20 protein-coding genes are annotated in these 21185 nt (G+C 59.7%); 9 read left to right on the top strand and 11 right to left on the bottom strand.

Annotated elements, in window-relative coordinates; genetic code table 11:
- Positions 1 to 119: 119 nt before the first annotated feature.
- Positions 120 to 1487 carry an exopolysaccharide biosynthesis polyprenyl glycosylphosphotransferase gene (locus IHQ72_RS27830; protein WP_258118589.1) on the bottom strand — a complete coding sequence of 456 codons (1368 nt, stop codon included), beginning with the start codon at positions 1485 to 1487 and terminating at the stop codon, positions 120 to 122.
- Positions 1488 to 1877: 390 nt separating this feature from the next.
- On the opposite strand from IHQ72_RS27830, the gene IHQ72_RS27825 reads away from it, so the two are divergent.
- The 5 genes from IHQ72_RS27825 (at position 1878) to IHQ72_RS27805 (ending at position 5494) form a co-directional block, all read left to right on the top strand.
- A complete protein-coding gene (locus IHQ72_RS27825; RefSeq protein ID WP_258118587.1) occupies positions 1878 to 2600 on the top strand; it encodes a Crp/Fnr family transcriptional regulator in 723 nt (240 codons plus the stop codon).
- A gap of 233 nt (positions 2601 to 2833) precedes the next feature.
- Complete coding sequence (locus tag IHQ72_RS27820; RefSeq protein WP_258118586.1) at positions 2834 to 3310, top strand: hypothetical protein; 477 nt, start codon at positions 2834 to 2836, stop codon at positions 3308 to 3310.
- Positions 3295 to 3732: a hypothetical protein gene (locus IHQ72_RS27815; RefSeq protein ID WP_258118585.1), complete on the top strand. Its 438-nt coding sequence runs from the start codon at positions 3295 to 3297 to the stop codon at positions 3730 to 3732. Before IHQ72_RS27820 ends, IHQ72_RS27815 begins: the two co-directional genes overlap by 16 nt.
- Before the next feature lie 257 nt (positions 3733 to 3989).
- A complete protein-coding gene (locus tag IHQ72_RS27810) occupies positions 3990 to 4283 on the top strand; it encodes a hypothetical protein (RefSeq protein ID WP_258118584.1) in 294 nt (97 codons plus the stop codon).
- Positions 4284 to 4522: 239 nt separating this feature from the next.
- Entirely contained in the window at positions 4523 to 5494 is a 972-nt protein-coding gene (locus tag IHQ72_RS27805; protein ID WP_258118583.1) for a Vgb family protein, read from the top strand.
- Positions 5495 to 5587: 93 nt separating this feature from the next.
- Here IHQ72_RS27805 and IHQ72_RS27800 read toward each other — a convergent pair whose 3' ends face one another.
- Positions 5588 to 7738: a GDSL-type esterase/lipase family protein gene (locus IHQ72_RS27800; RefSeq protein ID WP_258118581.1), complete on the bottom strand. Its 2151-nt coding sequence runs from the start codon at positions 7736 to 7738 to the stop codon at positions 5588 to 5590.
- A 43-nt stretch (positions 7739 to 7781) separates the two neighbouring features.
- Positions 7782 to 8162 carry a hypothetical protein gene (locus IHQ72_RS27795; RefSeq protein ID WP_258118580.1) on the bottom strand — a complete coding sequence of 127 codons (381 nt, stop codon included), beginning with the start codon at positions 8160 to 8162 and terminating at the stop codon, positions 7782 to 7784.
- A 481-nt stretch (positions 8163 to 8643) separates the two neighbouring features.
- On the opposite strand from IHQ72_RS27795, the gene IHQ72_RS27790 reads away from it, so the two are divergent.
- Together IHQ72_RS27790 and IHQ72_RS27785 are read left to right on the top strand one after the other, a co-directional pair.
- Complete coding sequence (locus tag IHQ72_RS27790; protein ID WP_258118579.1) at positions 8644 to 10365, top strand: hypothetical protein; 1722 nt, start codon at positions 8644 to 8646, stop codon at positions 10363 to 10365.
- A 192-nt stretch (positions 10366 to 10557) separates the two neighbouring features.
- Positions 10558 to 11901 (top strand): SGNH/GDSL hydrolase family protein, encoded by a 1344-nt coding sequence (locus tag IHQ72_RS27785; protein WP_258118578.1) that lies wholly within the window; start codon positions 10558 to 10560, stop codon positions 11899 to 11901.
- A 59-nt stretch (positions 11902 to 11960) separates the two neighbouring features.
- On the opposite strand, the gene IHQ72_RS27780 is transcribed toward IHQ72_RS27785, so the two are convergent.
- Positions 11961 to 13001 (bottom strand): EscU/YscU/HrcU family type III secretion system export apparatus switch protein, encoded by a 1041-nt coding sequence (locus tag IHQ72_RS27780; RefSeq protein ID WP_258118577.1) that lies wholly within the window; start codon positions 12999 to 13001, stop codon positions 11961 to 11963.
- A gap of 84 nt (positions 13002 to 13085) precedes the next feature.
- Between IHQ72_RS27780 and IHQ72_RS27775 the strand changes: the two genes are divergently transcribed.
- Complete coding sequence (locus IHQ72_RS27775) at positions 13086 to 13889, top strand: tetratricopeptide repeat protein (protein ID WP_258118576.1); 804 nt, start codon at positions 13086 to 13088, stop codon at positions 13887 to 13889.
- Between the two features lie 94 nt (positions 13890 to 13983).
- Here the strand turns inward: IHQ72_RS27775 and IHQ72_RS27770 are convergent, their stop codons facing one another.
- From IHQ72_RS27770 to IHQ72_RS27740, 7 genes are all read right to left on the bottom strand, one after another.
- Entirely contained in the window at positions 13984 to 14433 is a 450-nt protein-coding gene (locus IHQ72_RS27770) for a hypothetical protein (protein WP_258118575.1), read from the bottom strand.
- 13 nt (positions 14434 to 14446) lie between these two features.
- The gene (locus IHQ72_RS27765) at positions 14447 to 15802 is read right to left on the bottom strand and encodes a type II and III secretion system protein family protein (protein WP_258118574.1); all 1356 of its coding nucleotides are present in this window, start codon (positions 15800 to 15802) and stop codon (positions 14447 to 14449) included.
- 57 nt (positions 15803 to 15859) lie between these two features.
- Entirely contained in the window at positions 15860 to 18019 is a 2160-nt protein-coding gene (gene sctV, locus IHQ72_RS27760) for a type III secretion system export apparatus subunit SctV (RefSeq protein ID WP_258118573.1), read from the bottom strand.
- Positions 18016 to 18327, bottom strand: a complete 312-nt coding sequence (locus tag IHQ72_RS27755) for a tetratricopeptide repeat protein (RefSeq protein WP_258118572.1) — start codon at positions 18325 to 18327, stop codon at positions 18016 to 18018. The genes sctV and IHQ72_RS27755 overlap by 4 nt, the downstream gene beginning before the upstream one ends.
- A gap of 17 nt (positions 18328 to 18344) precedes the next feature.
- Positions 18345 to 18743, bottom strand: a complete 399-nt coding sequence (locus IHQ72_RS27750) for a hypothetical protein (protein WP_258118571.1) — start codon at positions 18741 to 18743, stop codon at positions 18345 to 18347.
- A gap of 38 nt (positions 18744 to 18781) precedes the next feature.
- Entirely contained in the window at positions 18782 to 19783 is a 1002-nt protein-coding gene (locus tag IHQ72_RS27745) for a SctD/MshK family protein (RefSeq protein ID WP_258118570.1), read from the bottom strand.
- Positions 19784 to 19903: 120 nt separating this feature from the next.
- The gene (locus tag IHQ72_RS27740) at positions 19904 to 20083 is read right to left on the bottom strand and encodes a hypothetical protein (RefSeq protein WP_023799517.1); all 180 of its coding nucleotides are present in this window, start codon (positions 20081 to 20083) and stop codon (positions 19904 to 19906) included.
- 214 nt (positions 20084 to 20297) lie between these two features.
- Here IHQ72_RS27740 and IHQ72_RS27735 point away from each other — a divergent pair, with 214 nt between their 5' ends.
- Positions 20298 to 21146, top strand: a complete 849-nt coding sequence (locus IHQ72_RS27735; RefSeq protein ID WP_258118563.1) for a MurR/RpiR family transcriptional regulator — start codon at positions 20298 to 20300, stop codon at positions 21144 to 21146.
- The last annotated feature ends 39 nt before the right edge of the window (positions 21147 to 21185 follow it).

The following is a 21185-nucleotide window of genomic DNA, read 5'->3' as shown; positions in this document are numbered from 1 at the left end:
GGCTCGATGTACTCGCTGGCGGCGGGATCGCCCGAAGCATCAGAATCAAAATTATCCGTTCAATCGGTCGGAGGATGGACTACATAAATCCATTTAGCTTCCTGAGAAGCTGCTATACATCAATAGACATTACGATCCGAAAAGATCAGTAGAGCAGTTTTCCAAATTATCTTAACGTCGAGAAGCATGCTCCAGGATTTTATATACCAGAGGTCGTGCTCAACGCGTTTTTCCATCCTCCAGAGTTCCTTCGTTTCCCCTCGAAAGCCATTGATCTGAGCCCAGCCTGTCAAACCGGGTTTTACATGATGGCGATAAGCATAGCTCGCAATGATCACACTATAGGTATCGTCATGAGCGACGGCGTGAGGTCGGGGCCCAACCAGGGACATCTCCCCCCGAAGCACGTTGAATAATTGCGGCAGCTCGTCGATGTTTGACCGGCGCAATATTCGGCCAAGTCGGGTAACCCGCGCATCATTACGCTGAGCCTGGCGAATTTGTGTACCGTTCTCCTGCACCGTCATCGATCGGAATTTGTAAATATTGAACGGCTTACCACCAAAACCTCGTCGCATCTGCCGGAACACCACAGGGCGACCGTTCTCGAGCGCTATGGCACATGCGGCCAAGGCCATCAACGGACACAGGAACAGCAGGAGCAGGGATGCAACAGCAATGTCGAACAACCGCTTCAGCAGGCGTTCGGCAGGCCTCAAAGGCACACGCTGGACTTCGAAGGCCCGCTGCCAGCCGGTGTGCAGCGGGCATCCAGCCAGAATTCTATCTATGTAGGCGTCGGCGAAAAGATAGATCGGCAGGGGGAGGCGGGACATTTCCTCCAGGATGCGTTCGATCAACTTCCGCTGGTCCCAAGAGCAAAAGAGATAAACTGCCCCATACGAGCCATTACGGAACGCAGCCTGTGCAGCTGCGGCGGCGGCATGCACCGATCGTGCTGCGATCGTGCCATCATCGTTCTCGATGTTCGAAACACCACAAACCGCGATGCCCTGTTGCCCAAGCTTGTTGATTATCCCCTGTTCCTTTCCAGGAACGCCAGAGTAAAACAGATAAACTGTGCGCAACACGAGTTTCTCAGCCGCCAGAAGCCGTTTCAGCCCACGCGCTAGAACCGCGTGGCCAGGCAGCAGGATTGGGAATCCGACCGCAAACGCCAGCGTCAAGGAGCCGCGCGAGAACGTCGACGTCGTCTTCGTGAGAAAGGCGAGCCAGAGAATTGAAAAGAAAACAAACAGCCAGCCGCTGAAGAGTGTTTTGATCCTGCAGTGATCGTCCAGGATGCCACTAACCGTGTAGGCGCCCCTGGCGGTCATGAATGCGACCAGCAACAGACCGGCGGTAACACTTAGGCAGATCGAATCCCAGATATCTGGCGGCCTCACGCCGAAGGCCCTATGGTAGAGCTCAATTGACGCAAGAAGTATTGTCTGTCCAAGGAGGAAATCAGCAGTTGCGAGAAACACGCAAACTGCTCCCACAGGAAGCCGTAGCGGCTCTACGCTTCGCTTCCAGAGCGCACGCGACGCCTCGGTTGGTGCATGCCGCATAGTGACGACCCCCCGAATCCTGTTGCATCCCTTCTCCTTCTTGGCTCATGGCACACGCCATCCCATAAGGAGGGGGTTATCCCAACGGCTTCCAGTCGGTTAGATTTGATTTAAATGTCTCAGAGACATGCCGCTGTTACCCCGGGCACACGAGTCGCTATTTTATCGTATCCTAATGTGCTAATATTTTCTGCCTTAACGCGTCCGCGCGAGAACGGACCGGAAATCGGACTCGTTCAAAGAGGTGGTCAAGGCAACGCTTTAGGGGACGGGGGCGCTTACCCTATCAGGGAGGGAGAGGGAGCCATGGCAGAAAATGGCGCTGAGGTTCGGGTCAAACAGCTGAACAAAATACGCTTATTTCGGCAATTTGGGCAAGATACTCTTAGTGAAATGGCGAAAGCAGCCATCCTAAGGAGGGTTCCAAAGAATAAAGTCTTAACTCACCTTGGGGACATACCACGTTATATTTACTACATAATTCACGGAAAAGTTCGTCTTAGTGTTCCCCTCTCAGACGGCAGAGAATTCATCTTTTCCGATCTTGGTCCCGGTGACACTTTCGACTTGACTAGATTGTTCATCGCGCGACGCAGTAACATGAACGCTGCGTCAGTCGTGGACAGCGACTTGCTCCAAATCGAAGCAGCTTTCATGGCTAGTGTCTTCGACAAGCACCCAGATCTCGCACTGAAGGTGATCCCGTACTTATGCCAAGCAACGCACGACGCGCAAGAGCGAGTGATCCACAGTGCGTCCAGTGCACTATCCACTCGATTGGCGAGCACGCTCTTGCGATTGACTGAGATCCCGCACAGCACGGCTACCGTGAATGGAGCTCTGAGCATCCACATTTCGCAGACCGACCTCGCGGCAATGATCCCGGCGTCTCGAGCGAAAGTGAATCGTTGCCTGAGAGAATGGGAACGGCGGTATCTGACCCAATACGACCACGGCTCGCTGACGATTCTCAATCGCACCGCGTTAGAGTCTGTTGCTCTTGGCTACTCGCGTTTGATCGTTCAATGATGCCTTTCCCGTGTGCTCGGGCATCTCCACGCCATCCTCCGGGAAGATAATGAACCGGAAGTGGTGCCGGTCGTGCTCGGATCGCTCGGTAAAGTCCTTTACGTCGGCGTCCTAGGTCGCCGCACCGGACATGAGCGCCTTCGTAGGTAACGAGACACCGCTCACTGCCGTGCAGACTGCGTCGACCTCTCGATCAGTTCTTCGGTGGTCTTTGGAACTCGGCGGACGATTTCATGCGGGCGGTGACGGCCGCCTTCTTCGTCCCCATCTTCGCCGTCGGTGGCGTCTATTTGACCCCCGATCTCAAAACACCCAGCGAATGGGTCTCCTGGGCGCAACTCCTGATCGCTGCGCTCATTTTCTGGCGCGCGACAATGCCGCTTGCGGCGGCCGGCATCATCGGGCTGTGGGTCCTGGCGCTTCGTGACTACGATCTTTTCCACCTGCTCGATTATCTTGCGCTCGGAGTCGCCGTGGCTGGATATCTAATCCTGGCGTCCGTGGACAACGAAGCTTGGCGCAAGCATCGCTTCGAAGTCCTGCGCTGGGGCGTGGCGATCGCGTTGATGTGGTCGTCTCTTGAAAAATTCGCGTATCCGAACTGGTTCTATCCGCTGGTCGAAGAAAAGCCGTCCCTGACCTTCGGCATGCCGCGCGATGTTTCATTCCGATGGCCGGGGTTGCCGAGTTCACAATGGGTTTCGGGCTGATCTGGACGCCCTTGGTGCGGCGGCTATCGGCCATTGCCTTGTTCCTCATATTCAATGCGGCAGTCTATCCATTCGGGCGCATCGATCTCGTCGGGCACGCTCTGATCATGGCGACAATTATCCTCATCGCGGCAGATCCGGAGCGCGAGGTACACTTCGTGCCGGCCGTCAAGCGGATGCTGGTCGGGGTTCCCGCCGGGTTGGCGGTGGCTCTTGTCGTCTTTGGTTCCGCCTATTGGGGACTGCATCGGGGATTCTACGGACCGGAAGGCGGCACCGGGCAGCCTGCCGGCGAGATGGCAACGCACTCGTGCAGCCCCGAGCATCCCCACGGACCCTCGGCTCCCGGTGGAATTGGAGCACCGCCAGACCGGCCGGCGCAACCTCCTGGCCCAGATGCGGCTCGGCAGCTTGCGAAATGAAGCAGCTAAGGGTCGACTGTTTGCCCAAGCGGTCAGCTTACCGCCGGAACGCGTCGGGAAAGAGTTATGGCCTAGCGTCACGGACCGCCCAGCCAGCTACCGCGAGCGACCCGTAATCGGCGGCCTTTTTGTATCGCCCGAGATTGGACAATGGCACGCACAAGAGCACCGCCTCTTTGCTGCGCACGGCGCGACTTTGCTGTTGGAGAATCCGGGACTACACTAGTCTACGCCCATGTACCTCACGTCGGGGAAGAATGGATCTGCAAGCCTTCAGAAATTCGATTGCGAAATCACAGCCGCCCGCCGGCTTGAGCCCTGCCCTGCAGGCGCTGTGGTGGGATGCGAAGGGCGATTGGGATAAGGCGCACGAGCGGGCACAGGTGCGCGACGATACGGCGGGTATGCGCGTGCATGCCTACCTGCATCGCAAGGAAGGCGATCAATCGAATGCGGAATATTGGTATCGTCGCTGCGACGCCGCGCCGTCGATCTTGACGCTTGATGAGGAATGGCAAGAGTTGGCGCGTGCACTTTTGGCCCAAAGCTGACGCCTTCCGCACGCCAGGCGCGATCCCGTCGTATGCACGTTTTTCCCACGATGCTACCGCCTATCGACGATTCTGGGTTTGCAGGCCTAGATGAGGGCAGGGGCTACGCTAGCTCCTGACTTTAATGCAAAGCGGCACGGCGAGCTCGGCATCTGCGGCTCGGCCGCCGCAGTGGCGCGAAAAGGATACGTGGATCGCTCACTGTGCAAAACTGAAACTCGCGATGTGAGGAGTTCGCCATGTTTCGTACGATTGCGTCGGCCGTGTTCGCCGCGCTGCTCTGCTCGGTGGCCGCTCCTGCCGCCGCGGAGAAGGTCCGCTACTATCCCGTTCCGGAGGGCGCCGCCCCGCACGATGTCGCTCCGGCGCCGGATGGGTCCGTATGGTACACCGCCCAGGCACAAGGCGCGCTTGGGCGGCTCGATCCTGATACAGGCGCGGTCAAGCACATCACCCTTGGCGACGGCTCGGCGCCGCACGGCGTGATCGTCGGTCCCGACGGCGCCGCTTGGGTGACCGACAGCGGCCTCAACGCCATCGTGCGCGTCGATCCTGAGACGGAAGCGGTGAAGGCCTTTCCGCTCCCCGAGGGGCACGGCTACGCGAACCTCAACACCGGTTCCTTCGACAAGGACGGGAGGCTCTGGTTCACTGGGCAGGACGGCATTTACGGCAGGCTCGATCCGGCGAGCGGCAAGGTCGACGTTTGGAACGCGCCGCGCGGTCGCGGCCCCTACGGGATCACGACCACGCCGTCCGGTGAGGTCTACTACGCCTCGCTCGCCGGCAACCATATCGCCAGGATCGATGTCTCGACCGGCGAGGCTTCCCCGATCGACCCGCCGACCGCGGATCAGGGCGCCCGCCGCGTCTGGTCGGATTCCAAAGGCCGCATCTGGGTCAGCGAATGGAATGCCGGCCAGGTTAGCGTTTTCGATCCGGCAGCGAATGATTGGCGCAGTTGGAAGCTGCCCGGAGACGAGCCCCAGGCCTATGCCGTCTATGTCGATGAAAGCGACAAGGTCTGGCTCACCGATTTCAGCGCGAACGCCATCGTCCGCTTCGACCCGGAATCGGAGACCTTCGCGAGCTTCCCGTCCGACCGCGACAATGCCAACGTGCGTCAGCTCAACGGTCGCTCCGGCGAGGTATGGGGCGCGGAGTCTGGTACCGACCGCCTTGTCGTGATCGAGACCGAAACAGGCAGATAAAAGCAAAGAGGTCGAGGCAACGACGAAGGGCAATTGCGCGAAGAGACCGCATGTCAGCGACTGTCTTTTGACATCGCGTAGGGAGATGCCGCTCTACACGAAGAGAAAATCGCTGTTCGAGATGCTTGCAACGAGGACACCGTTTAGTGAAAGCATGTCACTGTCGGAGAAGACGACCAGCGTGTCGCTCCCGACCTGCCGGAGTTCGCTGTAGTTTTGGTATCCTGAAATCTCCAGGAGATCGTCGCCGGAAAGGTCGAAGTCGGTGATGGTGTCGTGGCCATGGCCGGCGGCGAAGACGAAGCTGTCGTTTCCCGTTCCACCGGTGAGGATATCGGTGCCAAGACCACCGACGAGCCGGTCCGACCCGCCTCGGCCGTCCAGCCGATCTGCGCCGCCGAGGCCTTCGAGCGTGTTCGCTGCGCCGTTGCCCACCATGGTGTTGGCGAGCCCGTTGCCTTTTCCCGCCAGATTGGCAGCCGACCTCAGGAAGAGGTTTTCGACGTTGTCGGCCAGGGTCCAGTTTAGATAGGCGTGCGTCTCGTCGAAGCCGCCATTGGTCTCTTCGATGGTTTTGTCACCGGCATTGTCGACATAGTAGACGTCATCACCCGCGCCGCCGACATGCGTGTCGGCGCCCGCTTTTCCGTTCAAGATGTCGCTGCCGTCCATTCCATAAATGACGTCCGCACCGGAACCGCCGGTAAGCGTATTGTTGCCGTCGTCCCCTACGATTGACCCCGGCGGCGGCTCGTTGGGTGGATCGATCCAGACGAAATCCGAACTGCTCAAGGAGGCGCTGGTCACGTCTTTCAGGAGAACAGTGTCACTGTCGGAGAAGACGACCAGCGTGTCGCTCCCGACCTGCCTGAGTTCGCTGTAGCTCTGGTAGCCTGAAATCTCCAGGAGATCGTCGCCGGAAAGGTCGAAGTCGGTGACGGTGTCGTGGCCGTGGCCGGTGGCGAAGACGAAGCTGTCGTTTCCCGTTCCACCGGTGAGGATATCGGTGCCAAGACCACCGACGAGCCGGTCCGACCCGCCTCGGCCGTCCAGCCGATCTGCGCCGCCGAGGCCTTCGAGCGTGTTCGCTGCGCCGTTGCCCACCATGGTGTTGGCGAGCCCGTTGCCTTTTGCCGCCAGATTGGCAGCCGACCTCAGGAAGAGGTTTTCGACGTTGTCGGCCAGGGTCCAGTTTAGATAGGCGTGCGTTTCGTCGATGCCGCCATTGGTCGCCTCGATGGTTTTGTCACCGGCATTGTCGACATAGTAGACGTCATTACCCGCGCCGCCGACAAGCGTGTCGGCGCCGACCCCGCCGATGAGTTGGTCGGAGCCGCCGCGGCCCTCCAGCACGTCATCGCCCGCCAGCCCATCCAGCACGTTGGCTCCCTCGTTTCCGCCGAGTTGGTCGGCAAAGGAAGACCCTGTAAGATTTTCAATGCTGGTGAAGGTATCGCGGTCTCTTCCGATGCCGGTCCCGTCCAGCCTGAAGTGTTCCTCCAGGGCATCTATCCAGTGCGCGGCGATTTTCGCATAGCCATCGGCAGTCGGATGCAGTCCGCTGTCAAGCGGCGGTGCTGTGATGTCATCTGGTGTCAGATCACGCATGTCGACAAAGATGACCTTATGCCCTTGGGCGGCCAGTTCAGAGATCAGACCGGGCATTGCATCGTTATACGCATCGACACGGTCTGCACGCGCTTGTGACTGTTGGCCGACGCGAACGGGAGGCAAGGATCCGACGAAGACGGTCAAGGCGGGATCGCTGGAGGTCAGGCTGAGCAAAAGGGTGCGCAGATCCTGCAGCATCGTTGGCACGCTATCGGTCGAGCTGTCATTTGTTCCGGCGATCAGCAGCACGGCGTCGGGTTTCGTAGCTGCCACAACATCGTTGTCGATGCCGTTCAGTTGATTGAGCGTCCAGTTGCGGTGACCTTCGTGATCCCGATCGCCCATGCTGGCGGGGCCGTTGGACGAGGAACCGACGAAGTCGATCTTCACATTGAGTGCGCCCAACTGTTCCAGCATAAACTTCCGATATCCGCCGCTTTCGGTATCGGAAGAGCTCGCGATCACTCCATATGTAATGGAATCGCCCAGCGGCAGTATCGACAGCAACTTGTAAGCATGACCGGAAGCCAAATCGGCGATGACTCCACGGGACGAAGCGCCGTAAGTGACTGCGTCCGAACCGGCACCGCCGGCGAAAGCGTCTGGACGGCTGCTATCATAGAACACCGTCATAGTATTTTCCCCACCTGGCAAAGCTTCTCGCGGGCGTCACCGCCTAGGCCGCGCAGCAGAAAGGCTCGAGATCGTCATAGCTGATCGGCCAGTCGAGACCGATGCCGCAGAGGCCTTTCAGCCTGAAGTCGTTAGTATGGAATGGCGGCGTCTGCCCGAACCCGCAGTTGGTTCCGCCTGTCAGGCCGATCGTGTAATTCCACGGTCTGCTGGAGTAGGTGTCCTCGTCTCGGATATTGCTGTTTGCGCCGCGTTCGAGCTGCCAATCATGCGTGTGGTGGCGCCCCCATTCGAGGACGGGAACGCGAGCTTTCCTCCGTCCGACGAACTGGTGCAGGAAAAACGCTGAATCGAAGCCAGCGCCGATCACGACGCTATCATAATGCTCGTCGGCGACCTGTTTGCCTCGGATATCGAGTACCATTGTTTATGGCCTCTGCAGCCACTGATACCTGCACCTGACGCCGATGCGATCGGTTTCCTGCAGGTCAGCGAGACAAATTCAATGTTGCATCGCACTCTTAGGCACTGCAACATAATATTTGCCACTACTTTGGGTAGTTATGCAACATTTTTTTGAGCCTGCAATACCCTGGCGCGACACCGGGCACGGATGCGGGCTGGACGATCCCTGTTGCTGTTATTGGACCCAAATTAGGAGAGATCGGCAAATTAACGCGGGCATTTATCGATAATTGGTGGAATTGCGCGCGCGCATTGAGCCAGGGCATCTTGAACTTTCGTCGTTGCCTGTGCGTTTAGGTTGTAGTACGCGTCCTGTTGCAGTGCAGCAATATCCCGGCGGCAATGTGCGGCCGTGTGAGGGCTCATCCCGTCACCGGAAAGGTGAGCACCGAAAACCGAATAGGTGAGGCGAAAATTCCGGAAGACGGGAGAAGCATGGTATGAGCATAGGAGCGGGCAGCGCCCGGCGTTGGCCGTCAGTCGGCATCGAGCGTTCACCCGTTGAGCGTTATGTCCTTGCAGCCCTTCTTTTTTTCCCGTTCCTGTGCGGGCTCGTTCCGATCCTGTTGTACGAGAAGGCGGCATCCCGCGCGGCGTGGCACGATCCTGCCCTCGCCACGGTAAGCGCCATCGGGTTGGCTCTACTATGCTGCCTTTTTTCATTCGTGCGCTATCCCGCCGGGGCGCGGGCTGCGCGAATTATCGTCGTCGGCCTGGCGATAACGCTGGGCCTCCTCAGCTTCGGGCTTGGAGACGAACTCGGCATTGCCGACGCAGCTCGCGCCGACGCGTTGGGCAATGTACTCATCTATTCCCGCCTGATCGCGCTTGTGGCGGCCCTTTTTTCGATCCTGCGGCCATCCTTCGCCATTTTCCCGATGGCCTATTTCGCCTTCCACAAGGATGTCACACGGGCAGTTTCCGGTGCTGCGGAACTGGGCCGCAACGACTATGCACCCTTGATTGAGGTCGGTCTCTTCCTGGCTTGTGGCCTGTTGGGCCTTGGCCTGCTGCAGAGCTTGAGCCGGCTGAAGCCCTTCACCAGGAACCTGCCCAACCTTAGCGAACTCGAAACCAGGAATTTCGCGGCCCAAGCTGCCGGCATATTGCTGCTGGCCGGTATCGGCGGCCATTTTGGCAACTACTTCATGTCCGGGATGGCCAAGGTCACGCTTGACGGAGGGCCGATGAGCTGGATCCTGGAGAACCCGACCAGTTCCATCATGCTGGCCGGGTACGGGTTAGGCGCGGCCCCGTTGGGCTTTTCCGAATCCCTGCTCGCTCTTGCTTATGAAGCAGTCAGGGCGGTCCAGATTCCGATGAATGTCGTTATCCTTGCTGCGCAGCTTCTATGCTTTCTTGCTTTTTTGCGCCGGCGATGGCTCATCGGACTGACCGCGTTCTTCGATATCATGCATATCGGGATATTCCTTCTGAGCGGCGCTCTTTTTCTGCACTGGATCATATTGAACAGTCTGATCGTCGCGGCTCTGACGAGAATGAAGGAAAATTCGTTTTCCACAATTGCCATCGTAACCGGGATTGTTGTCACCATATTCGGCCACGCAGTTTTTTATAACGCGCGGCTCGGCTGGTACGATTCAAGGCAAATCCGGCAAGCACATTTCGAGGCGCTCACGAAAGAAGGTGACTGGGTGCGGGTCGCACCGAGCTTTTTCCGCGACGCCTCCTATCTGCTCTATGCTCGTCACTTCGGCTATCAGGAATATCGTCGTGAATCCGGCCACGTTCCGACCTCGGCTTGGGGCCAGATCGGGATCAGGCAGGTGCAGCCAAAGTCGTCGGACGTTGCCTCGTCCAACTATGAGGTCATGAAGCTTACCAAAGAGTGTGCCTATCCAGTCGAACTGGCAATCACGCCGCCTGACTACGATGCGGCCCGCCCGGCACCGTTTATTCTTGGGCAGCACAATCGCGCCGCGAATTTGGCGAACTCGGCTGTTGCGGTTGATTACAACTTCTATCCACACCATCATTATTCCATGCCGTTCCTGCACCGCGCTTTTGAGGCGTTGGAGCCTCGCGACATCGTGGCGTATCGATACCTGGTCGATACCGTCTGCCTGGATGTCGCAGATGGCAAGGTTGTGCGGCGGGTCATGACCCAGACATTGGGGCCCAGAATCGATGTCCGCCAGTGAATCCGGCGAGGGCGCAGCGGACGTTTCAGCACGCGAGTTTTGACCATAAGGCAGCACCAGTTTCCACGCTCGCAATTCTTGCCCCTGACGCTGGTCCAAAATTGCCACGGAAGTTGAATTTCTTTCCCTAGGCAGCCCGTCATAATAAGGCCGGCGGCGGCATTACCAGCATGTCTCGAGGAGGAGATAAAAATGCGGCTCAACAGGCCTTTGGTTTTTACGGATAAGGTTTCATCGGTGCTTTCTGCCGCAGCAGAGAGGAAACGGCGTCGACGTCAGACTATCCTGATATGTGCAGTTGTGGCGGCCGGTTCCGCGATCGCAGGGTTTTCGGCACAAGGTGCGGAAACGGGAGACTGGATCACCACTTGGGCTGCCACACCTGCTCCGCGCTGGTCGGATGATCTTCCTGCGCCTTTCGGAGTGCCGGAGGTGCTGGAGAATCAGACCGTGCGCCAAGTTGCCCGCATCAGTGTTGGCGGCAATAGCGTCCGGGTCGTGCTGTCGAATGCCTTTGGCGCCAAGCCGCTGACCATCGGCGCCGGCAGCGTAGCAATAGCAGGCAAGGACGGCGACATCGATCAGGCGACCCTGAAGCCCCTGACCTGGGCCGGCAAGAGTTCTGTGGTCGTTCCGCCGGGAGCCCCGATCCTCAGCGACCCCGTCGCCCTCCCGGCAGAAGCGCTTTCCGAACTCTCGGTCAGCGTCTTCCTGTCGAAGAAGACGGCGCTGTCGTCGGTGCATTGGGATGGTGTGCAGACCGCCTACATCTCCGGCCCGGGCAATTTCACAAACGACGCGGCGTTCAAGGCTGACAGCACGTTCAAATCACGCCTTTTTCTGAGCGATATATGGGTTGACGCCGCGCCGGAATCCCAGGCGGTCGTGTTTTTCGGCGATTCCATCACAGATGGGAATTGCTCGACCCCCGACGCCAATAATCGCTGGCCAGACCATATCGCCAAGCGATTGCAGGAGGCCAACCGCAAGGTCGCGGTGGTTAACGAAGCTTTTTCGGGCAATCGGGTGTTGACCGACGGTATGGGTGTCAATGCTCTGGCACGTTTCGATTCTGATATCCTGAGCCATCCCAAAGTCTCGACCGTCGTCGTAATGATGGGCATCAACGATATCGGCTGGCCCGGCGAAAATGCAATCACGCCGGACGACAAGGAACCGACGGCGCAAGACATCATCACCGGATACAAACAGCTCATCGACCGCGCGCATGCCCATGGCGTTCGCATTGTCGGCGCGACGTTGACTCCTTTCGCCGACACCTTCAAAGGGCTTCCTACCGAGGGTTACTACACACCAGAGAAGGAAAAGATACGCGTCGCTGTGAACGATTGGATACGCACCGGTGACGGCTTCGATGGCGTGATCGACTTCGACAAGGTGATGGAGGACCCGGCCAAGCCGGGATACCTGCGCGACGACTACGACTGCGGCGATAACCTCCATCCCAACGACGCGGGATACAAGGCGATGGCGGACGCGGTCGATCTCGACGTCCTGTTGGGACCAGCCAAATAGATCGCTGCTGACCTTGCCGCGCTGCTCAGGCATTGCGGCAAGGTCGGTTCGAGCATGCCTCAAGTGAGCCCGAGCCGGACAAGATGGCGTACGACCGGTGAGAACATCTCCTGTCCGATGTAAGCTCCGGTGTTCGTATTTTCGAAGAGTGGGCTGACGACGGCCGCATCCTCGACCGCGGGAATACCTGCCTGGCGTGCTTGAGCCATCATCTCGTCTGCCGCTCGGCCCTGGCCCTTGCCGACGACCGTTGGCACCGGCGTTTCACCCTTGACGTAACGCAACGCCACTACGCGGTCACCAGACACGAAGGCGATGACGGCGTTTTTTACGCCCAGCTTCGCAGGTTGCATCACGGCCTCACGCCGCTGTCGCTGCTGTTCATGCCGAATCAAGGGATCGCCTTCGAGGTCCTTGTGTTCGCGCTTGTATTCAGTTGTCGTCATGCGCATGTCGCGCAGGAACAGCCAGCGCTGAATAGGAACATCGATCACGCCGATGACGACAAAGGCCAGGGCGGCGGCAATTCCAAGTGGTGTCAGCACCGCCTTGATGATCGGCTCTAGGCATGACGGAGCGCATCCTGGAGCATCGAAGAGCGGCTGCAGCCACGCGATCAAAATGAACGCGAAGAGGCTGGCCAGCAACACCACCTTGGCCAGGCCTTTGGTGAACTCGATGACGTTTCGCAGCGACAGGATCTTCTGAAGGCCCTTCGCCGGGTTTATGTGATCGAATTGCGGCTTGAGCGGCTCAAACGAGAAGACTGGCCCAAACGTCCCCAGCATGCCGAAGGCCACCGTGAGAACGACAACGATTCCGACCAGCGGCAAAGTCGCAAGCATCAGCAATGAGAACGAATGGCGGATGGCCCGCTGGCTGACTTCCCCGAACGAATCGCCGGGGGCGGTCACGGTCTGCACGAGTTCCGAAAGGTGCTCGACGAGCATCGGCCAGGCAAAATAGAGATAGCCAAGCGCTGCGAAAAGAGTGAAGCCGGAGACCAGGTCGCGGCTTTGCGAAACCTGGCCTTTCCGGCGAGCGTCACGAAGCTTCTTGTCGGACGCCGGTAGTTTTTTTTCCTCAGCTTCTTCGGCCATGTTGCAATCTTATCGCACTGTTGTGGTTCCAGTCGGCCAAGGCCGTGTGTAAGGTGCGGCGGGCTTGAATACGGAGAGGTGGATATGCGGCTGCATGTCGTGTTCTTGCCCGTCGTCGCCATGCTGGCGGTGGCCGGTTGTCAGACGACCAAAACCGACGCCGAGCAGGCAAAGGCGCAGGGCCCGTCGTCGCAATCGGAGCGTCTGATCAAGCTTGCGGACGATATAGATGCGCAGGGAGATAGCGACACCGCAATCGCGCTCTACCAGCGCGCCGCAGCGATGCCGGACGCCAAGCCGAGCGCCTTCGTCAAGGCGGGCGAGGCCTATATGCGGGCCGGCTATCCCGCCGAGGCCGCCAGAGCCTATCAGGCCGCGCTCGCAAAAGCCCCCAATGACGGGGGGGCAATGCTCGGGCTTGGCTCGGCGATGATGGAAACGGGTGATATCGATGCCGGCATGCGCGCGCTCGCACAGGCAGCGCCGCTGGTCAATACTAGCAGCGCCTACAATCGGTTGGGCGTGGCGCAGACATTTGCGGGTCAGACGGCGGAGGCGCAGACTACTTTTGCTCAGGCGCTGAAACTCGCGCCGGAGGATCTCGACGTCGAGAGCAACATGGCGCTGGCCGCAGCGCTCGAAGGCAATTCCACCACAGCACTCCCGCTGGTCCAGAAGATCTCCGCCGCACCCAATGCGCAGTTGCATCACAAGCGCAATGTCGTGGTGGTCTACGGACTTCTCGGCCAGGCCGATCAGGTCAGGGCCTCGCCGCCGATCGGCCTGGCGACCAAGGAGGTGGATACCTTGCTTGCGCGTGCCAGAACCATCCGTTCGAAGGGTAGCACGCAGGCCAGGGCGAAAGCGCTCGGCTCTATCCTCGGCTAGCGCAGCGGACCGGAAAGCGCGAAGCCGATTTGGGTCGAGCCCGACGCGCAAATGACCGGACAAAGTAATGCTACGCGGGCAAGGCCGCATCGGCTCACTCGACCGGGAGCGTTGTTTGCGGCGTCAGCGGCCCGCTATTGGCTCCACCCATGGGAGTCTCTTCGCCATTGAGGTAGCGCCGGGCGGCATTTGCAGTCGGTGCGGCCGCCGCCGCCCCCATGCGCCGGCCCTCGACGAGGTCACGCTGGCTTTCGGCCATGCGTTGAAGATTGTAGGCGTTGGCGCAACCGGACGGCAGGTGGGAGCCGACGCCGGAGACGATCGTCAGATTGGTCGCAGCGGCAGAACGGTCGTCATCGGCCGGTTCGTTCAGACATGCATTGGGAGCAAGGACGGAGCCGCTGACGCCCTTCTCTGAGCCGCCGGTGTCGGTCGAAACATAGCTGTAGCCGGGAGAATATTCCTGCGGCTGTTGCGGGCTGTTCGCGCAGCCGGCCAGAAGCAGCACTGGAAGAACACAGCACAAAGCGATGCGAAATGTCATGTTCGGTTCCCCACTACTTGATGATCAGGCCCATCGCCGATGCGTCATTGGCGCGCTTCCTGTGCCGCTTGGCTGCCGGACGATCGAGCGGCGTGGCAAGACTGTCGCGCACCGGCTCGACCAGATAAGGCGTGATCAGGATCACCAGTTCCGTCTCTTCGCGCTGGAAACGCTGTGACTGAAAAAGCGGGCCAAGGACCGGCACATCACCGAGAACCGGAAACTTTTCCAGATTACGCGAGGTCCGCTGCTGGAAAAGACCGGCGATCGCAAAGGTCTGGCCGCTCGCCACTTCGACCGTGGTGTCGGCCCTGCGCACGACGAAACTCGGCATGGCGAAGCCATTCGCGCTTACTGAGCCTGCTTCCGACAAGGAACTGACTTCCGGCTGGACATGGAGCGCAATACGATTGCGGCCGATCAGCGTAGGGGTGAACCCGAGGGAAACGCCGAAGGGCTTGTATTGAACGGTAACGACGTCAGTTCCTTGCGGAATCGGAACCGGAATTTCGCCGCCGGCAAGAAAGCTTGCGGTCTGACCGGTCATCGCCGTCAGGTTCGGTTCGGCCAGTATTTTGACGACGCCGTTGCGTTGCAGCGCTTCGATGAGAATGTCGAAGTTGATGCCATGCGTCTGGTCCATGTTCAAACCGAAATTCCCGGTGCCGGAGGGCACACCATTGTCCTGGAACATGTTGAATTCGAAGCCGCCGCTCCTGTACCCGACAGACCAATCGACGCCGTACGACTGCAACTCAGTGCGTGAGACTTCGGCGAAGCGGACCCGGATGTTGACCTGCTGCGATCCCTGCACGGTCATGTCGTTCAGCGGCGGCTGATCCGGCGGCGAGAACGTGCGGGCGATGTTGTCGACATCCGTTGCCTCTTCGACGCCTCGTGCCTCGCCGGTCGCAACAATGCGGGTTCCGAAAATCGAGAGATTTGTCGCCGAGTTCGGCTGCATTGCGTGTTTCGCTTCGTTGGCAGGGGTGACATCGGGGGTGACGCGGAACTGGGCCGTTGCCTCGACCCGCTCATCGGCTGTGATTGCAATGAGGTTTGTCAGGCCGGGCTTTAGGCCGAAGACATAGACCATTCCCGGCGACACGACCTGAAGGTCCGCGATCGTGGTGTCCGCGATCAGGACGGATTCGACGGGTTCATTGAACCGCAGCAGGCGTCCTTGCCCGACCGGCAGGTCGACCGTTGGCTTGCTCGGCAATGGCGACATGTCCTGTGCCATCGTGTCGGCAAGTGTGAACAAAAACGCCAGCAAGACGCCAACCGTCGCGATAGCGAGCCAGCGCATAGCCGTCCGCCCGGCGAAAGTGGCGGATCGAACGCCTGCTGCGGTATCGTGGATTGTCATGCCGTTCCCCTCTTGAGCATGTAGAGTCCCCAACTGTCCCAATCCGCCCGGCCGGCGTCATGAGGCTGCCTCTTGTCCGGCTTTCGCCGCAGCCGATGGCAGCGACTGCGAGGCATTGCGCGCTATGCCCGAGCGCCCGGCTATCGTGGCCAATGGCTGGACGTTGAATTCTTGTGCGAGTTCCTGGAAGGACAGAACCGGGAGTTCAATGGCATTGTGCGTGAGCAGGCTTCGCATGTGACGGCGTACATCCATCGCCGCAAGGACGACCGGTGAGACATCGGTGGCGTTCTGCGACAAGGCGCGTTCGATTTCGGTGACCAAAGCCTGTGCAGCGTCATCCGAAAGGTTCAGGAACGTGCCGGTCGATGTGCTTTGCACCGCGTTTCGCAGGATATCCTCGGCCGAGCGCTGCAGAACATAGGCTGCGATGATGTTGCTGCGGCCAGCGAAGCGGAAGCTGATCTGGCGTTTCAAGGACGTGCGGATGCATTCCGTAAGCATGACGACGTCCTGTTCGCGTTGACCCCATTCGATCAGCGCTTCGAGGATCAGGCGCAGGTTCCGGATCGGCACGTTTTCGCCGACGAGTCGCCGAAGCACCTCAGCGATTTTCTGCAGCGGCACGATCTCCTGCGCCTGTCTGACCAGATCCGCATAGTCCGGCTCCATATCCGAAAGGAGCCTGCGCGTCTCCTGGATCCCGACGAAATGGCCGGCATAGAGCCGAAGTGCATTTCCGGTCCATTTGGCCGCTGTATGCGCCGGTGTGGAGAAGACGAAGCCGGCTTCCTTCAATGCCGAAATGTGGCGATCATCGACCCACATGAATTTGCGCTGACCGGCAATCGGAGAACCTTTTTCGTAAGTCACATCGAGCAGATCGAGATTTGTTGAGTCCGCTTCGACAAGAACGCGGTCGGCCGGGATTTCGGCATCCAGGATGGGTGCCCCCTCCAGATCGATGCGCATGCCTCTCGCTGAAAGTATCTCGTCGACCTGCAGGCTGATAGCGGGAACGTCGACACCGAGATCGCCGAAGAGTGCGCGGCGCACGCCGTCGGCGAGCGCGGCGAATTCGGGTTCCGGGATCGAGCGCCCGAGTTCGGTTCCGAAGCGTACGACGATGCGGGACGAAGAAGGCAGTGTTCCGATGGGGTTTGCTGAAAGCGCCGGATTTCCCGGCTGTTCGGCCATGCCTGCCTGGCCGATGTCCTTGAGCTCGGACTCGCGGGCGGTGCGGCGATTGATTGCATAGGCGCCGGCGCCGAAGCAGGCGCCAAGGATCAGGAATACAATGGACGGAAACCCCGGCACTATGGCAAGGCCGACCATGATCACTGCGGCGAGTGCGAGCGCACGGGAGTCGCGCAGCAACTGGCTGGTTATTTGCCTGCCTAGATCGCTCGTGCCGTCGGCGCTGCCGACGCGCGTCACCATCGTACCGGCGGCCACAGCGACGAGCAATGCCGGCATCTGCGCAACCAGCCCGTCACCCACAGTGAGCAGTGAGTAGGTCGCGGCGGCGTCTCCCAGCGACATATCGTGCTGCAGCGTTCCGATCGCGAAACCACCGATCAGATTGACCAGAATGATGACAATGCCGGCTATGACGTCGCCCTTGACGAATTTCATGGCACCGTCCATCGCGCCGAACAGCTGGCTCTCGCGCTCAAGCTGCTGGCGCAGACGGCGTGCCTCCGCCTGATCGATGTCTCCGTTGCGCAACTCCGCATCGATGCTCATCTGCTTGCCCGGAAGCGCATCAAGGGTGAAGCGCGCGGCAACCTCGGCAACGCGTTCCGCACCCCGCGCAACCACGATGAACTGCGCAACGGTTATGATCAGGAAGACGACGAGGCCCACCGCAATACTGCCGCCGACGACGAAAGTACCGAAGGCGGAAACGATCTCGCCTGCGTCGGCCTGAAGCAGGATCAGTCGCGTGGTCGTGATCGTGATCGCCAGCCGGAACAAGGTAGCGATGAGGATGACCGATGGCAGCGAGGAGAACTGGAGCGGATGAGAAACGTAAAACGAAGCCAGCAGGATAAGCACGCTGACGGCGATATTGGCGGTGATGAGAATGTCGACGAGGAAGGTCGGCAAGGGAATGAGCATCATCACCACTGCGACGAGCATCAGGACGGCAATGACCAGATCGCTGCGGCGTGACAGCTTGGCAAGGAAGTGCAGAAGTCGCTCCGACACCGTCATTCGGCGGCTCGATGCGATAGGAAGCTTCGCAAGGCATTGTGCGCCTCGGCCTTGCGGCCGGCCACAAGCAACGCGCGGCTCTTCAGCAACGCTAGCGTCGGGTGGTCCTTTCCCTCCAACGTCTCCAGCCTGGCAATCGTGGCAAGCGCTTTGTCCGCTTCGCCATCGAGTATGAGCAGATGCGCCAATGTGCGCAGGACGCCGGCATTTCCCGGCGACAGCTGTGCAGCGATAAGCAGATATGCCGCGCCCCGCTTTGCCTGTCCGTGACACCCGTAGAGATAGCCCAAGACATGCAGCAGATGCACTGTGTCACGCGGATCGGTCAGGTTTCGGTTCCTTCCTGTATCCGGCCAAGCAGATCGCGATGACGCTCGATTTCATCCTCCATCAGCGTTCTGGCAAGTGTCTTGAGTTGCTCGCCACCCTCAAGACCGGGAACCAGATGCGTTACGAAATGCTGGAGAATAGGTACCGAGCGACGCAGGATGGCTGGCTCGGGAATACCCGGCATGACGAAGTTGATGAGTGCCTCGTCGAGCGACTCGCTATTTGTGCCTCGAGAGGGCTGGAATTCCGCGTTTTGTGGCTTTTCCGTACCAGCGGCCGATGTCGTCCTCTGAGCACGGCTTGCGGCTTTGTCGACGCCGTTCATCCGCCGCCGGTTGATCGCCTGACCGCGCACACCTTCCGCCTGCCGCACCTCGCGGCCGGCCGTGTCCATTCTTGCCGTATCGAATCGCGGCCCTTCAAGCCGGCGGTTCACGGATATTTCAGCGCGACCGTGGCGCCGCCCTTCGTCAGGAGAAGTTCCGTCTCGCCAATGTGCTTGATGGTCCAGCCGTCATTCGTGAATGCACCTTCATGATAGCGTGCGCCGTCGGCGGCGATGACATAGGGCCGCTCGCCGTACCAGATCGCCTGCAGCCTCAGGCGCGGAGCCTGCTCGGCGTTGCCGATCATAACATTGGAGACGAGGGGAATGTGCGCGCCGAACGTTTGGTCGAACCAGGATTGCGTTTCCGTCCAGGCACCATCCTTGTCATTGGGGATCATACCCGAGACCACGAGCCGTCCAGGTGATCGCTGAACAGCCAATGTGCTGATGCCAGATTGCTCGAGGCGCAGCCTGAGTTGGCTTTCCGCTTCGGCAGCACTGGGTATTTGTGTTGGCGATGAATCGTTCAGGACACTTTGCCCGGCCTCGCCAGCAAAGGCTACTCTGATCGGTTCACGGTCTTGAGCGGATACATTTTTGTCAATGTCGGGCTTGGCGAAAGAGAACCCATTCGCAGCGACGGATACAGCGAACACGGCAAAGAGAACGCTGCCTGCAACCAGGAGGGGGCGATCAGACACGGACCAGCGATTCGGCGGGCGTTCTGGGTTGATCAGCCGGATATGGGCATCGCCGATACTTATCGTGAGCGGCAGCTTGCAGCGGCTGCCTTGGCCTTCATGGATGATCTCGCCCGTGGCGAGTGTGACGTCGCCGCCGACGGCTTCGATTTCAATTTGGCTGCCCTTGCGCCGCAACCTTGCGTGGACCGGCGCGATGCCGGCATCCCTAAGGACAATGTCGGACTCCGTGCTGGAGCCAACAGTATACAGAGGCTCGACCAGGCTGATTTGGGCGCCGGCGTGAAATCCGTGAGTTACGCTGAGCGCAATGGAATGTCCGGATGCCGGGGTACGGGCGATAATCGATCGGAGCCGGCGCGCGGCTGCCGCATCCCAATATTTGCCGATAGAATGAGCGGTCATGCCACTTCATCTCCCGCCGATGACAATTCAGACGCAGCCTGACAACGGCATCGAAACGTTCTTGCCGTGCACGTGCGCCGCCGGGTGCTTGCGGCGGCGCATGGTTTCGAGAATCCCGCCTTAGGCCTTTTCAGCCGACTGGCCGAGCGTCCTGGCGGTGCTCATCAGCATGTCATGTTGGGACTTCGCGATCTCTTTTGTGATCTCGAGGCTAAACATGCGCTCCTGATGCTTGATCATCTTGTCCAGGTTCTGTTCCGGCGACCCGGCAGCGCCGGACGTAATGGGAGGGGTAGCCATCATTGTCTCCTTGAGGGACCATTCAAGTTACAAACTCCGGAATCACGTCGAAGCGATCCGGCAGGTTGCGAAAGCAGCTTAAGGCAGCGTGATCGAAAATGAAAGTCCACTTGGAATATATGAACCAATTCAGTTCCAACTGTTGCATTGCCGCCATTCGAGGAGTAACCTGACATCGGGGTGAATGGGGTATGGCAGAATGGAACAAGGTCCTTTGGCGGAGCTGTTGGTCGAACGCTTCGAGAATATGCCGCCGCAGTTGCGCGTCGCAGCGCGTTTCGTGCTGGATCATCCTAAGGATGTCGCGCTGATGTCGATGCGCGAGCAGGCGCACCATGCCGGCGTTTCGCACAGCACGATGATGCGGTTGGCGCGATGGCTTGGCCTCGAAGGCTATGAGGATATGCGCAGCCTTTATGCGCGCGCGCTGCGTGAGACCGGCGCCAGTGAGCCGGCGCGACGGGGTGGCGATCCGGGATACTCGACTGCAGAGGTCGTCGCCGACACGCTCGCGGCGCAGATTTCAAGTCTGGGTGAGTACGGCAATGCCTCGCAATTCATCGCCGCCGCCGACCTCCTTGCACGATCACGCAATCTGTTCGGTCTCGGCTCGCGCTCCGGTTATCCGGTCGCCAACCACTTCGTTCACATCATGTCGTTTCTGGCTGGCGGTGATCGCAAGGTGACGTTTGTCGGCGAGATGGGCGGACATGGTCTGGATGCCTTGCGGGGCGCGGGACGCGGCGACGTGCTCCTTGCTGTGGGCATGTCGCCTTATGAACGCGCGACGATCGACATGGCGCGCCAGTCGGCCAGGCAGGGTGTCGGCGTGGTGGCAATCACCGATAGCAGCGTGTCGCCGCTGGCCCGGATCGCGCGGGAGACCATCATCGTTACGGCAAATTCGCAGTCGTTCTTTCGCAGCATGGCGCCGGCGTTCGCCGCCGTCGAGATTCTGGCGGCACTGACGGCTGTGCAGTCTGAAGTGAATGCTGCAGAACGAGTAAAACGGTCGGAAGAGCAACTCGCTGCTTTCGGCATTTATTGGAAGCCGCCCCGGTAAGCTTCTGGGGCTTCCACTGTCGGGCGCGGGGGCGTTGAC

It is taken from the genome of Mesorhizobium onobrychidis, assembly GCF_024707545.1.
GTDB classification, from domain to species: domain Bacteria; phylum Pseudomonadota; class Alphaproteobacteria; order Rhizobiales; family Rhizobiaceae; genus Mesorhizobium; species Mesorhizobium onobrychidis.
The sequence above is the reverse complement of the archived record's forward strand: the minus strand, read 5'-3'. Positions and strand labels throughout refer to the sequence as shown.